9 protein-coding genes, 1 tRNA gene and 1 pseudogene are annotated in these 14,416 nt (G+C 65.0%); 8 read left to right on the top strand and 3 right to left on the bottom strand.

Annotated elements, in window-relative coordinates:
* Positions 1 to 72 precede the first annotated feature (72 nt).
* Positions 73 to 273, top strand: a pseudogene (locus C664_RS14660) (transposase domain-containing protein); the annotation flags it as partial.
* Positions 274 to 363: 90 nt separating this feature from the next.
* On the opposite strand, the gene C664_RS14655 reads toward C664_RS14660, so the two are convergent.
* Positions 364 to 813, bottom strand: coding sequence for a MaoC family dehydratase (locus C664_RS14655; RefSeq protein ID WP_004262867.1), 450 nt, complete (start codon positions 811 to 813; stop codon positions 364 to 366).
* A gap of 399 nt (positions 814 to 1,212) precedes the next feature.
* Between C664_RS14655 and C664_RS14650 the strand changes: the two genes are divergently transcribed.
* The 7 genes from C664_RS14650 (at position 1,213) to C664_RS14620 (ending at position 12,036) form a co-directional block, all read left to right on the top strand.
* On the top strand, positions 1,213 to 2,595 hold the full coding sequence (locus tag C664_RS14650; RefSeq protein ID WP_004262864.1) for a TIGR03013 family XrtA/PEP-CTERM system glycosyltransferase: 1,383 nt from the start codon (positions 1,213 to 1,215) through the stop codon (positions 2,593 to 2,595).
* Between the two features lie 76 nt (positions 2,596 to 2,671).
* Positions 2,672 to 4,756, top strand: a complete 2,085-nt coding sequence (gene prsK, locus C664_RS14645; protein ID WP_004262860.1) for an XrtA/PEP-CTERM system histidine kinase PrsK — start codon at positions 2,672 to 2,674, stop codon at positions 4,754 to 4,756.
* Positions 4,746 to 6,110 carry a PEP-CTERM-box response regulator transcription factor gene (gene prsR, locus C664_RS14640; protein ID WP_038011976.1) on the top strand — a complete coding sequence of 455 codons (1,365 nt, stop codon included), beginning with the start codon at positions 4,746 to 4,748 and terminating at the stop codon, positions 6,108 to 6,110. The genes prsK and prsR overlap by 11 nt, the downstream gene beginning before the upstream one ends.
* Positions 6,107 to 8,911, top strand: coding sequence for an XrtA/PEP-CTERM system TPR-repeat protein PrsT (gene prsT / locus C664_RS14635; RefSeq protein WP_004262854.1), 2,805 nt, complete (start codon positions 6,107 to 6,109; stop codon positions 8,909 to 8,911). The genes prsR and prsT overlap by 4 nt, the downstream gene beginning before the upstream one ends.
* A 46-nt stretch (positions 8,912 to 8,957) precedes the next feature.
* Entirely contained in the window at positions 8,958 to 10,238 is a 1,281-nt protein-coding gene (locus tag C664_RS14630) for a nucleotide sugar dehydrogenase (RefSeq protein ID WP_004262851.1), read from the top strand.
* Between the two features lie 23 nt (positions 10,239 to 10,261).
* On the top strand, positions 10,262 to 11,230 hold the full coding sequence (locus C664_RS14625) for a lytic transglycosylase domain-containing protein (protein ID WP_004262848.1): 969 nt from the start codon (positions 10,262 to 10,264) through the stop codon (positions 11,228 to 11,230).
* Entirely contained in the window at positions 11,227 to 12,036 is an 810-nt protein-coding gene (locus C664_RS14620) for a S1 family peptidase (RefSeq protein ID WP_004262846.1), read from the top strand. The genes C664_RS14625 and C664_RS14620 overlap by 4 nt, the downstream gene beginning before the upstream one ends.
* A 30-nt stretch (positions 12,037 to 12,066) precedes the next feature.
* Here C664_RS14620 and C664_RS14615 read toward each other — a convergent pair.
* Both C664_RS14615 and C664_RS14610 read right to left on the bottom strand, forming a co-directional pair.
* Positions 12,067 to 12,141: transfer RNA gene (locus C664_RS14615), tRNA-Arg, on the bottom strand.
* Between the two features lie 17 nt (positions 12,142 to 12,158).
* The gene (locus C664_RS14610) at positions 12,159 to 14,297 is read right to left on the bottom strand and encodes a site-specific recombinase (RefSeq protein WP_004262844.1); all 2,139 of its coding nucleotides are present in this window, start codon (positions 14,295 to 14,297) and stop codon (positions 12,159 to 12,161) included.
* Positions 14,298 to 14,416: the final 119 nt, after the last annotated feature.

The following is a 14,416-nucleotide window of genomic DNA, read 5'->3' as shown; positions in this document are numbered from 1 at the left end:
CGCACTCGAGGCCGAAGGGCTTGCATAATCGAGGGCCGCGCATAATTGCGCTTATGCAAAGGTTGGCATAAGCGCAAGAATTGGCTGTTCGCCGGGAGCCTGCGGGCGGGCCAGCGTGCCGCTGCGATCATGAGCCTGATCCAGTCCGCGCGGCTCAACGGCCACGAGCCCTTTGCGTATCTCAAGGATGTGCTCGAACGGCTGCCGACGCAGCCCTACAGCAGGATTGGGGAGTTGCTGCCGCATCGCTGGCAGCCGGTCGCCTGCGCCTGAGCGAAACGGCAAGACGGGTTCGCCGGGTGCTTACAGCGCGCGCAAGCCGCCGCCCGTGATCAACACAGGCAGCAGCCTCCTCTTACTCCCTCATCCACGCGCAGGGAGCATGATTTCCGCCTCGCCGTCGAGTACCACCGTCGATCCGCACGTGCATACGGTCGAAAACACGGCGCGGCGCTTCTCCGCTTTCAACTCCTTCACGGTCACCTTTGCCACGACGGTCTGTCCGACCTTGACCGGCGCCTTGAACTTCAGGCTCTGCGACAGATAGATGCACCCGGGACCCGGAAGCTTCGTGCCAAAGACGGCGGAGATCAAACCTGCGGAGAACATCCCGTGCGCGATACGCTCGCCGAACATTGTGCTTGCGGCGAACTCGGCATCGAGATGTACGGGATTGGTGTCGCCGGACACGCCGGCAAACATCAGGATATCGGCCTCGGAAACTGTGCGCGAAAGCGACGCAGACATGCCGATCTGCAGTTCTTCGAAAGAATGTCCGTACAGTTCGGTGAAGTCACGCGTGGTCTCATTCATAATAGATACCTCGAAAAATGCTAGTGGAGTCGGACTGGGCTTAAGGTACCGGCACTATAGCGGATTCAAGTGTCGGTAATGCGTCGCTGCTAGGTTGACGGGAAGGCTCGGTGTCGCGCACGCGGTTTGCCTGAAGGGCGCGGGTGCTCCGATTGCCCCAAGACTGGGAACTGTAGGTCGTCGTGTGAGTGTGTAAATGGCATTTATTTTGAAGATGCGGAATTTTGCGCACAGCTGCTAAAGCGCTGAAAAAACGTGAATTTCGGGCTTGGCGGACGCCATTTGCCCGTGACCGGCTTAACGGGCGTAAAGTCCGTTCTCGGATAAGGTAAGGTCGTTGAATGCCTCCGTGTTGGGCACAACCTGCGTTCCGTTATGACGAGGCAACAGGGGTAAAGCATGCTGAAGGTCTTCAGCCACTATTTTCCGTCGCACACACTGCAACAGGTGCTTTTTGATGCCGTGCTGCTCTTTGTCGTGGTGCTGCTTGCAGTTGGTCTGTTGGCTGGACCGGGTGGCCCCGAGTGGATGGTGTTCACACCCTCCGCGCTCACTTTCGCATTGTTGATGGTCGGTCTGAACACCGCGATGGGCTTGTACAGGCCTGTATTGCAGCGTAGTTCGCGGCAGGCTTTCGCGCGCGTAGCGCTATCGCTCGTAGTGAGTGTGCCTGTTGCCTATGCGGTGTTCGGGCTTCTGCCGTGGGCGGACCTGGCGCCGCATTCACTGCAGTGGAGTGTTGTGCTGTTGCTAAGTTCGACGCTGCTGATGAGGGGGATCGTCAATCAGCGCCAGGCCTCGGGGCTGTTTGCACCACGCGTGCTCATCATTGGTACGGGCAAGGACGCCGCGACGGTTTACCGGGATCTCACCCGCCCGCTGCAGAAGAGTGTCGAGGTCGTTGGTTTCCTGCGTGCGGGCAGTGACGAAAGGCCGGAGGTTGATCCTCGGCAGGTTCTCGCTCCCCGCGGGTTGCTGGATATCGTGCGCGAGTTGCGGGTGAATGAGGTCGTCGTGGCCGTGCGCGAACGCAGGGGTGGCGTCCTGCCGATCAGGGAGTTGCTCGACTGCAAGCTTGCGGGGGTTCGAATCGTCGATCTGTCGTCGTTCTTTGAGCGGGTGCAGGGACAGGTGCGTCTCGAATCGTTCAGGGCGAGCTGGTTGATCTATGGGGATGGTTTCCGCCAGGGGTTGGCACGCACCTGCGTCAAGCGCCTGTTCGACATCGTGGTGGCGCTGATCCTGCTGCTGATGTCGCTTCCGTTGATGCTCGTCACGGCTTTGTTGATCGTGATCGAGGACGGAGCGCCCGTTTTCTATCGGCAGGAGCGGGTCGGTTTTGGGGGGCGCGTGTTTCGCGTGATCAAGTTCCGCAGTATGCGGCGGGACGCGGAGAAGGATGGAAAGCCCCGGTGGGCGACGTCGAACGATGACCGTGTCACACGGGTCGGGCGGATCATCCGCAAGTTGCGTATCGATGAACTGCCGCAGTTGTTCAACGTACTCGTGGGTGACATGAGCCTGGTCGGGCCGCGGCCCGAGCGTCCGTTCTTTGTGGATCAACTGGCCCGCGAGATTCCTTTCTACAACGTCCGGCACTGCGTCAAGCCTGGTGTAACGGGTTGGGCGCAGGTCAGGTACCAGTACGGCGCATCGGTCGATGATGCGATCGAGAAGCTGCAGTACGACCTTTATTACGTCAAGAATCACACGCTCATCCTCGATACCCTCGTGCTTTTTGAAACGGTCCGCGTCGTGCTGACGGGTGAGGGCGCGCATTGAAGGCGAGAGGCGGTTGACGCGCTGGAGGGCGTGGACGGCGCAAAGGCAGGCAGGGCAATGGCTCAGGGAGTTGTAAGTGGCTGACGTCGCATTCTGGGGATACGGTTTCGCGGCGCTAGCCTTCTTCCTGTTCGCCCTCTACGTTTTCTTTGCCTGGCGCGGTGGTCTGCCCGGCGGACTGCTGTTCGTCGCAGTCGTCAGTTCCTTTCTCTGGGCGCTTGGGGGAATGGCAAGCGCGCATGTTTCCAGCGGTGTCCTGGCCTGGGGCAGCATGGTGCTGGATGTTGCCCGGGGTGGCGCCTGGTTTCTGTTCCTGATTGTGTTGATGCGCCCCCTATGGCCGGGGCGCATGCGCTGGCCGGCCATCCTCGCCGCCTGTACCGTCCTTGGCCAGGTGCTGGGCCTGATCGCCGAGTTTTTCGGTGACTTCCAGGGGGCGGCGATGCGCCCGGTGCTGGTCGCCTGGCTTGCACATGCAGTGGTCGGGCTGATCCTGGTCGAGCATCTCTATCGCGCCCTGCCCGGGGCTTCGCGCTGGGGGATCAAGCCGCTCTGCATTGCGCTTGGTGCCGGCTACATATTCGAACTCTATCTGTTTGCCGATGCGACGCTCTTCTCGCGCATCGACGGGGACGTGTGGGCGGTGCGCGGGCTCGCGCACGCGACGCTGATCCCGCTCATCGCACTGTCGGGCTCGCGCAATCCGTCGTGGACGTTGCGCATGGCGATGTCGCGGGAGATGGTGTTCCATTCGACTGCGCTTGCCGCGGCGGGCGCTTACCTGCTGGTCATTGCCGCGGTGGCGTACTACGTGCGTTACTTTGGCGGCGACTGGGGCAGGGCGCTGCAACTCTCGCTCTTGTTTGCCGGCCTTGTCCTCCTGGGCGCGCTGCTGTTCTCCGGTTCGCAACGCGCCCGGTTGAAGGTCTTTCTCAGCAAGCACCTGTTCTCATACCGCTATGATTATCGCAATGAGTGGCTGCGCTTCACGCAGGCTCTCGCCATGGCGGGGAAGGGTCTGGATCTCGGGCAGTCAGTGATCAAGGCGCTGTCCGATCTGGTCGAGAGTCCAGGGGGCGTCCTGTGGCTCCGCGACAGCTATGGGAAGTTCGTGCCCTTCGCCCGCCTGAACCGGCCGCTGGTGGATGTTGCCGAAACCGAGCAGTCGGAGCTCTGCCGCTTTCTGAGTGATCGGGAATGGGTGATCAACCTGGAGGAGTATCGCGTCAGGCCGCAGCCCTATGGAGGGCTGGTGCTGCCCGAATGGCTGTCGACGCTGGGAGACGCCTGGCTGGTGATTCCGCTCAAGAGTTCGGAAACGCTGGTCGGATTCGTTGTCCTCTCGCTGCCGCGGGCGCCCTTCGAGATCGACTGGGAGGTGCTCGACCTGCTGAAGACCGCGCAGCGCCAAGCCGCAGGCTACCTGGAGAGGATGCTCGCGGCCGAGGCACTGCTCGAGGCGCGGAAGTTCGACTCCTTCAATCGCATGTCCGCGTTTGTTGTCCATGACCTGAAGAATCTCGTCGCGCAACTGTCGCTGATGCTCAAGAATGCGGAGCGGCACTGGAGCAATCCGGAGTTTCAGAAGGACATGCTGGAGACGGTGGCGCATGTCGAGGGCCGGATGCGGGGCTTGATGCTTCAGTTGCAGGAGAAGCGGCCGATCGATCCGCCGCGTGTCGTGGACGTGGTGCAGATCCTGCGCAATGTCTGCCAGTCGAAGCGCGGCCAGTTGCCGCAAGTCGAATTGCTCGAGCCCGCGGAGCAGCAGGCCCAGGCGAAGGCGCATCCGGAGCGCCTGGAACGGATCGTGGGCCATGTCGTCCAGAACGCGATCGATGCAACGGAAGCGAGCGGCGAGATCCGGGTCAGACTCGAGGCGGCGGATGACGTATGCTTGCGCATCGTGGTCGAGGACTCGGGCTGTGGCATGTCGGCTGACTTTCTGCGCGACCGGCTGTCGCGTCCGTTCCAGACGACGAAGTCCAGCGGAATGGGCATCGGAGTCTTCGAGACCCGGCAGTACCTGAACGAGATTGGCGGCGATCTCCAATTCGAAAGCGAGGTCGGCCGCGGAACACGTGTGACCATACAGCTGCCGCGCGCCACGCTGGCGCGGGACACAATTCAAGACGGAGCCAGTGAAATCCATGCCGGATAAGCAGCGAACGCTATTGATCGTGGAGGACGATCCCGCGTTGCAGAAGCAGATGCGGTGGGCATTCGACTCCTGCGAGACGGTTGTTGCCGACGATCGCGAAAGTGCGATTGCGCAACTGCGTCGCCACGAGCCTGCGGTTGTGACCATGGACCTGGGGCTGCCGCCAGCGCCCGACGATGTCACCGAGGGCTTCGCGCTGTTGCGCGAGATGCTCGCGCTGGCTCCGGATACCAAGGTCATCGTGCTCACCGGTCAGCACGACCGCGAGAACGCGGTGAAGGCCGTGGGACTGGGCGCATATGACTTCTTCGCCAAGCCCTTCGAGCCTGAACTGCTCGCGTTGACCATCGAGCGAGCCTTTCGCATGCATGACCTGCAGGCCGAGAATGTGCGCCTGGCCGCGCTCAGCGCGAGCCCGCTGTCCGGCTTGCTGACCCGGGACCCGGGGATGCTGAAGATCGGCCGCACCATCGAGAAGGTCGCGGGCGCCTCGGTGACGGTTGCGCTGCTGGGCGAGAGCGGCACGGGCAAGGAAGTGCTGGCGCGTGGCCTGCATGCGTTGTCGCAGCGCGCGAATGAACGTTTCGTCGCGATCAACTGCGCGGCGATCCCCGATACCTTGCTCGAGAGCGAGCTGTTCGGTTACGAGAAGGGCGCGTTCACCGGCGCCGTCAAGCAGACCCTGGGTAAGATCGAGACGGCGCACAAGGGTACCTTGTTCCTCGACGAAATCGGCGACCTGCCGATGCCGCTGCAGGCCAAGCTGCTGCGTTTCCTGCAGGAGCGGGTGATCGAGCGCATCGGCGGTCGCGAGGAAATTCCAGTCGATGTACGCATCGTGTGCGCGACCCATCGTGATCTCAAGGATCAGATCAGGGCCGGCTTGTTTCGCGAGGACCTCTACTACCGCCTGGCGGAGATCGTCGTCGATATCCCGCCGCTGCGTGATCGCGAAGGCGACGCGGCACTGCTTGCACATGCCTTTGTGCAGCGCTTCGCCCGTGAGAACGCGCGTGGCAGCATGACGCTGACCGATGACGCGCTCGCTGCCATCGAGGCGCACCCGTGGCCCGGCAACGTGCGCGAACTCGAGAACTGCCTGAAGCGGGCGGTGATCATGGCCGACGGCAACCGCATTACCGCCGACGACCTTGGCCTTCAGGCCGTGGAGGAGGATCTGGAGCGTCTGAATCTGCGGCAGGTGCGCGACGAGGCGGAGCGCAGGGCCGTCCTGCGCGTGCTGGCGCGCACCAACAACAACATTGCGCGTGCCGCCGAGATCCTCGGCGTGAGTCGCCCGTCGCTGTATGACTTGATGAATCGCTTTGGCCTGAAGAAGGAGAACGGATCGTGAGCAGCAACACCAAGGACCTGTCGTCGCAGCACTGGAGTCGTCGCAAGAGTGGGCTCGCCGCGACCCTGCTGTCCGCGCTGCTTCTGTCGGGCTGCGGTGAGAGCCCCGAGCAGATGCTCGACTCGGCGAAGGGATATCTGGCGAAGGACGATCTGAACGCGGCCAGCATCCAGCTCAAGAACGCCCTTCAGGAGAACGCGAACCTGGCCGAGGCCCGGTTCCTGCTCGGCAAGGTCAACCTCGAGCAGGGGGACGTTCCGGGGGCGGCCAAGGAACTGCAGCGTGCGCTCGATCTCGGCTATCCGCGCGAGCGGGTCATCCCGCTGCTAGCGCGTGCGCGCGTGCGCGCGGCGGAGTTCGATCGTGTGCTGGCGGATTTCGCTGCCGAGCGCCTTTCGGACCCCGTGGGCCAGGCCAGCCTGCTGGGCGCCATCGGCGATGCGCACATGGGCAAGGCCAACGTCGCCGAAGCGCGCAAGGCGTTCGAAGCCGCGCTGGCCTTGCATGCCGACGACGAGGCCTCAGCGATTGGTCTGGTGCGGGCCCAGCTGTTCAGCGGAGAGGCCGCGAAGGCGGAGGAGACTGCACGGAAGCTGGTTGCCGGAAAACCGCAGTTCGCCGATGCCCAGGCGGCGCTGGCGGAGGTACTGCAGTTCCAGGGCAAGCCCGATGAAAGCGTGAAGGCGCTCGAGGAAGCGCTTCGTCTCCGCCCCGATGCCATCGCTTACCACTATGCCCTGGTGTCGCAGTTGTTCCAGCTCGAGCGTCAGGACGACGCCATTGCCCGTTTCGAGGCAATGAAGAAGGTTGCGCCCGGGCATCCTTCGACCCGTTACCTCCAGGCCTTCATCGACCTGCGTGCTAATCGGCTGACCGAAGCGCGTGACGGCGTGATGCAGGTGCTCAAGCAGACGCCGGACTACCTTCCCGCCCAGTTGCTGGCGGGCACGGTGTTGCTGCGCCTCAATGACCAGGCGCAGGCCCGCAGCTACCTCAATGCGGTCCTCAGCCGGGCGCCGGGGCAGACCCTTGCCCGCAGCCTGCTGATCCTGTCCCACCTGTCCTCGGGCGAGGGGGCGCGCGCGCAGGAACTGCTGCAGCCACTTCTGGACCGACCCATCAACGATCCGCGCCTGCTCGGGCTCGCCGGCCAGGTCTTTCTGGCCAACGGCGATGCTGAACGCGCAGAGGAATTCCTGCAGCGCGCGGCCAAGGCCGCGCCGGAAGACCCGCGCGCACGCCTGCGGCTGGGCGTTGCGCGTCTGCTCGGCGGTGATGCGCAAGGCGCCTTCGCCGACTTCTCGAGCGCCTCGGCGATGGATCAGGAGGCCATCCAGGCTGATCTGGCGCTGGTGGCGGCGCATCTGCGCCGCGGGGATGCGGACAAGGCGCTGGCGGCGCAGGCTCAGCTGGAGGCGAAGCAACCGAACAACCCGTTGGTGCACAACCTGCGCGGCGGGGTCATGCTCGCAAAGCAGGATCTGGTTGCAGCCCGCGCGGCGTTCGACAAGGCGCTGGCGATCAACCCCGACTACCTGGCCGCCGTGCTCAACCTCGCCCGCATCGATCTGGCCGAGAAGAAGCCGCAGGATGCGCTTGCGCGGGTGCGGGCCTTGGCCGATCGCAACGACAAGAATGCCGAAGCGCGTCTGGCGCTGGCGGAGTTGCAGTCTGCCACCGGGGCATCACCGGCAGACGTGCTGGCGACGCTCGAGCGCGCAGAGGCGGCCGCGCCCGGCACCCTGGCGCCGGCGCTGGCGATCGTCCAGCATCATCTGCGCAACCGCGATTTCCCGAAGGCGCTCGCCACCGCGCAGCGGGCGGGCGCGGCGTACCCGAATGACGTGCGCGCCGTCGAGATGCTGGCGCGCGCGCAGATGGCCAGCGGCGATACCCAGCAGGCCATCTCCTCGCTGAACAAGCTCGCCGGGCTGCGCCCGCAGTCGACGGTTCCGCTGCTGATGCTGGCCGACGTGCATCTTGGCGCCAAGGACAATGCCGCTGCCGAGCAGGTGTTGCGCAAGGCGCTGGGCGTCCGCCCGGATGCCCTCGACGTCCAGCAACGCCTTGCCGGGCTGCTGCTCGAGAGGGGCGATCGCGACGGTGCGCTGAAGATCGCGCGCGACGTGCAGAAGCAGCATGCGCAAGCCCCGGCCGGCCACATCCTCGAAGCCGAGATCCAGATCAACGCCAACCGCTTGGGCGAAGCCGTGACGGCGTATCGTCGCGCGCTCGAGCGCAAGGCCGGAGGCGACGTGGCGGTCCGGCTGCATGCCACCTTGTTGCGCGCCGAACGCAAGGCCGATGCCGACAAGCTCGTCGTGGACTGGCTGCGCCAGCAGCCCAAGGATCTCTCGATGCGTGGTTATGTCGCCGAGCGTGCGCTGGCCGAGCGTCGCTACGCGGACGCCGTCGCCATGTTCCGCGCGATGGACGAGATCTCGCCGCGCAACCCGCTGGTACTGAACAACCTGGCCTGGGCGTCGAGCCAGACGAAGGATCCGAAGGCGCTCTCGTATGCCGAGCTGGCACACGAGCTGGCTCCGGAGAATCCTGCGATCCTCGATACCCTGGGCATGATCCAGATCGACCGCGGACAGACCGAGAAGGGCCTGGCCAACCTGCAGAAGGCCGTGTCGCTCGCGCCGGACCTGCTGCCGCTGCGGCTCAACCTGGCGAGATCCTATGCCGGGGCGGGGCGCAAGGATGACGCGCGTCGGGAGCTCGACGCCGTGCTGGCGAAGGCGCAGGCCGGTACGCCGCTGCACAAGGACGCGACCGATCTGCTCGGCACCCTCTGAACCGAACCCGCACATCTGAAAACACCGAAACACAAGGAAGAACATCATGACCACGATCGCCGTCATCGGGCTGGGCTACGTCGGCCTGCCGCTTGCCGTGGAGTTCGGCAAGAAGTACAAGACGGTCGGCTTCGACCTCTCTGCGGAGAAGGTGGCCGCGTACCGCGATTGCTATGACCCCACCGGCGAAGTCTCGTCCGAGGATCTGCGTGCCGCGACCCAGCTGAGCTGCCATACCGATCCGTCGGTGATCGCCGAGGCGGATTTCATCGTCGTTGCCGTGCCGACCCCGGTGGATGACGCGCACCAGCCCGACTTCACGCCGCTGGTGAAATCATCCGAAACCGTCGGCCGCCACATCAAGCGCGGCGCCATCGTCGTCTTTGAATCCACCGTCTATCCGGGCGCGACCGAAGAGGTCTGCATCCCGATCATCGAGCGCGAGTCGGGCCTGAAATGGAAGGAGGGCTTCTTCGTCGGCTACTCGCCCGAACGCATCAACCCGGGCGACAAGGAGCGCACCGTCACCCGCATCGTCAAGGTCGTGTCGGGCGATACCCCCGAGACGCTCGAGGTCGTGAAGCGCATCTACGGTGCCGTGATCACGGCCGGGGTCTATCCGGCAAGTTCCATCAAGGTGGCCGAGGCCGCAAAGGTGATCGAGAACACCCAGCGCGACCTCAACATCGCGCTGATGAACGAGCTCGCCGTGATCTTCCACAAGATCGGAATCGACACGCTGGAAGTGCTCAAGGCCGCCGGCACGAAATGGAACTTCCTGCCGTTCCGCCCCGGCCTGGTGGGCGGGCACTGCATCGGCGTCGATCCGTACTACCTCACGCACAAGGCCGACATGCTGGGCTACCACCCGCAGGTCATCCTCGCCGGCCGCCGCATCAACGACAGCATGGGCAAGTACGTCGCCGAGCAGACGGTCAAGCAGATGATTGCCGCCGGTTCCAGCATCAAGGGCGCGGACGTGCTGGTGCTGGGCCTGACCTTCAAGGAAGACTGCCCGGATCTGCGCAACAGCAAGGTCATCGACGTCATTCGCGAGCTGCAGAGCTATGGCTGCAAGGTCCACGTGCATGATCCCGTCGCTTCGCCGGCGGAAGCGGTGCATGAGTACGGCGTCGATCTCACGCCCTGGGAAGCCTTGCCGAAGGTACAGGCGATCGTCGCGGCGGTCGCCCATCATCAGTACCTCTCCATGCCGATGCCGAAACTGCTCGAGAAACTTTCGAGCGGTGGCGTGTTTGCGGACGTAAAATCGTCGTACGACCCGGCCGCCTTGTCCGCAGCGGGGGCGGTCGTCTGGCGCCTCTGACGAGGTAAACCGGTGAGGTAGTCATGGCACGACGACAGTCCCCGCTTCGACGCAGGTCCGGTGCGCTACCGCGCAAGCTGCGCACGGCGGTGTCGCTGGCTGCCATCACCTTGTCGCTGATGCCGGCGTCTGCGCGGTCTGACGACCGCGATCGGGTTGCCCAGGCGTTTGCCGAGCAGGCCCGCTACCTCGCACGCGAAGCCCTCGGCTACGAACATGGCGAGGGTGTGCCGCGTGACCAGCCCTATGCCGCGCGGCTGTATTGCGAGTCGGCTCGTCTCGGCGATGCGGAAGGCATGTACGCACTGGGCTGGATCTATGCCAACGGGCGCGGAGTGGAGCGTAACGATGCTTACGCCAACACGCTCTTTGGCATGGCGGCCTTTCTCGGTAACGAGCATGCCGCGCGCATCCAGCGTTACATGGGCGACTACACCGGTGCGGTGCCGGCATGCCTGCACACGCCGTCCGAGATCCTGCAGCAGCGCTGGCCGGTCGAAGGCCTGATTGCGCGACTGCCGGCCGAGCGCCAGGCTGTAGCCCGCCTGCTGGCGGAGCTCGCGCCGAAGTACGGCGTGGAGCCCGCGCTCGCGCTGGCGATCGGCCTGACCGAATCGGCGCTCAATCCGAATGCGCTGTCGCCGAAGAACGCAATGGGCGTCATGCAGCTCATCCCGGAAACGGCCGAGCGTTTCAACGTCACGCGGCCCTACGATCCCGAGCAGAACATCCGTGGTGGCCTGACCTACCTGCGCTGGCTGCTGGCCTATTTCGAAGGGGAGGTGGCGCTGGTCGCGGCGGGATACAACGCGGGGGAAGGGGCGGTCGATCGGTTCCGCGGCGTGCCGCCTTACCGCGAGACCCGCGCCTACGTCGAGCGCATCCTTCGTCATGTCGGCCAGGACCGGCATCCCTACGACCGCAGCGTGGTGGCCCCTAGCCCGATGTTGCGCACCTTGCGGCTGGCGAGCCAGGAGGATCACGAGACATGAACGACACGACGCCCCGCGGGGGGCTCCGGACGGTTCGCCGTCGCCTGTTGCTTGCAGCCTCTGCGGTGGTTGCGACCGCCATGGTGCCGGGCCCGGCCCTGGCCGATCTGGTCGGCGTCCTTCCTCGCATCAAGCCGTCCATCGTGGCGGTCGGTACCTACCAGCGCACGCGTAGCCCCGCATTCCAGTTCCGCGGGACGGGATTCGTCGTTGGCGATGGTCGCCTGATCGTCACCAACGCGCATGTGCTGCCGGACACCGTGGCGACAGACAAGATGGAAGCGCTCGTGATCGCAGTGCCAGGGGAGGACGAAAGTGCCATGGCGCGTCCGGTCGCGCGTATTGCCGCTGACCGCGAACGCGATCTGGCCGTGCTGAGGCTCGAGGGCGGTCCTCCGCTACCGGCGCTGACGCTGGCGCGGGACGAGCGTGCACAGGAGGGGCAGGAGATCGCGTTCACCGGTTTCCCGATCGGTGCCGTGCTCGGACTGACGCCGGTCACGCACCGCGGGCTCATTTCGGCGATCACGCCGATCGGCATCCCCCAGGGCAAGGCGCGCGATCTGAACCCCGCCCTGGTTCGCCGTCTCGCCAACGACGTGTTCCGCGTCTACCAGCTCGATGCGACTGCCTATCCCGGGAACAGCGGGAGCCCGATGTTCGACCCGCGCACCGGCGAGGTGATCGGCGTGCTGAACATGGTCTTCGTCAAATCGACCAAGGAAAACGTCCTGTCGGATCCATCAGGGATCAGCTACGCGATTCCGGTGGAGTACGTGAACAGGCTGCTCTCGGGAGTGCGCTGAACCCGGATCGTGGCCGGCACCGGAGGGAAGTGGCCTCGTCACCAGGAATCGAACCTGGATCTGGCGCTTAGGAGGCGCCCGTTCTATCCATTGAACTATGACGAGACTGCAGGCCGCGCATTCTAGCCGTTCGGCGGCGGCTCACCAATAGGCGGGGTGGTGCCCGGTGCAGTGCCGGGGGCGGATTTGGGGCTGGCCGTGAGTGCGGCGCGCGTTTCCGTGAGGGGCGCTTCCTTGCTGGCCTCGGCGGGGCTTGTCGCGGGCGCCGGGTTGCGCAGCGGTGGCAGCAGGAAGTCCTGCGGCCGGCGCAGCAGGCGCTGCAGCAGCAGCCGGCCGAGGTTCTGCCCTTGGGCGAAACTGATGCGGCGCGCGCGCATCGCCACCGACAGCGTCAGCGAGAAGCTGACCGCGAGGTTCACCAGACCGATCAGCAGCACCCCCCCGAGGGCGAGCGTCGCAGCCTGCCACGGCAGCGAGAAGTCGAGTGCCGTGGCCGCGTAGCCCACGTAGGCGGACGAGAAGGCGATGTGGCGGATGTCCAGCGGCAGGCCGAACAGCACGCCCAGCGCAGTGGCACCGCCGAGCAGGAAGCCGAAGAAGAAGTTGCCGGCGAGCGCGCCGAGGTTGTTCTCGACGTAGCTTGCGACGCGCAGCATGCGTGCTTCGCCCAGCAGGCGGCGTGGCCAGCGCAGTTGCAGCAGCCGCTCGGGGATGCGGTTGTAGGCCGACAGGTTGTCGTAGTAGCCCGCGATCAGCCCCGACAGGAACAGGCACACGCCCGCCACCGCGGCGAAGAACAGCGCGCCGCTGCGCGGATCGACCTCGCCGAGCAGGTCGTGCGCCTTCTCGGGCGTGACGAAATGGGCGCCGGTGGTGCTCTGGATCGCCAGCCCGATCAGGATGGCCACGGGGATCGCGACGCCGATGTTGCCAAGGATGGCCGCAAGCTGGCTGCGCACCGTGCGGGCGATGAGATCGGCCAGGGCTTCGAGGTCGCGGGTATGGCCGCGCGCCTCCCCGATCGAGGCGGCGATCGCGTTGGCCGTCATGGCGGGCTGCTTGGTTGCGACGGTGCCGCCCAGGACGTGGATCAGCACGAAACCGAGGCCATAGTTGAGGCAGAAAGCCAGCATCTCGTTCAGCGGCGCCAGGCCTTGCTTGCCGAGCACGACCTTCATCCCCGCCATGCAGGCGATGATGAGTCCGCCCAGCATGGCCGAGCCGAGGATGCCGAAGTATTCGCTGCGCGTGCTGGTGATGTACTTCTCGCCGGTCTTGCTCGCGCTTTCCGTCATGCGCAGCGACAGGATCTCGACGTTCTTGCCCCAGTAGTCGGTCAGGTGGTTCTTGCGGCATTCCGCACGCACCAGGGTCTTGAACAGCCGCACGGCGCGCGGTGCCACATCCTGCAACATCCTGCGCTCGCGCAGCTCCTGCAGCATCGACACCAGTTCGTCGATGCGGTCCAGATGCTGGCGCAGGCGCTCGAGCTTGAAGGTGAGCGTGAGGCTGGTGCCGATCTTGGTTGCGCGCTTGCGCACCCGCTGCAGCACCTCGTCGCACTGGGCGAGCATCACCGTGAGATGGGCGTCGTCGGTCACCAGCGCGCCGAGCGTCGTCCACCAGGCGCTGTAGTGCTCGAGATAGGTCAGGAGTTCGGCGTTCTGCGCGAGGAAGGGCGACTCGTATTCCTCGAGGTTGGGGTCGATGCGAACCAGCTCGGGATCCAGTCCGATCGCCGAGACGTGGTACGACAGCACCCGCAGGGCTTCGAGGATTTCCGCCAGGGCGGGGGGGAGGGGGCCGGCGTCGATCTCGGCCATCGGCGTTTCCTCGCCGACCAGCGTGGCGAGGAAGTCGAGCCATACCTCGTCGGCGATGCCATTGACCCAGATCTCATCGTCCGCACGGTGAAAGACCGCCGACACCATGTCGCGCAGATAGCTGGTGTCGAGTACGTCGGGCAGCAGGCGGCGCGAGATACGGCTGGAGGTTTCGGAGAAGAAGCCGGTCGAGGGCAGGAGCCCCGAGGAAACGTAGAGCGACACCTGTTTGCGTTCGGCGAACAGGCGGAGGAAGGAGGCGCGCACGTCGGCGAGCAGGTCGGTCCGGCGTGCGAGGATGTGCGTGAGCGTGCGCAGGTTCTCGCTGGCCTTGTCGATCTGGCTGGCGCGCGGGGGGCGCAGACGGCCGACGAGGGCGGTCCACAGGGCGACCGGATCCTCGCCAGCATGCGCAAAGCGCTGAAGCGTACTTTCCATCGATCATCGGCTCCTACACGTTGCTGGTCGCCGACATGACGACAATTGTGCGGTGCATTATCGGGTAATCCGCCCTGATTCGCAGTGGGCGGCTAAAATTCGGTTTCAATCATCACCGG

Source organism: Thauera sp. 63 (genome assembly GCF_000310165.2).
In the GTDB taxonomy this organism is placed as follows: Bacteria; Pseudomonadota; Gammaproteobacteria; order Burkholderiales; family Rhodocyclaceae; genus Thauera; species Thauera humireducens.
Note: the sequence above shows the minus strand (reverse complement) of the source record. Positions and strands in the feature narration are given on the sequence as shown.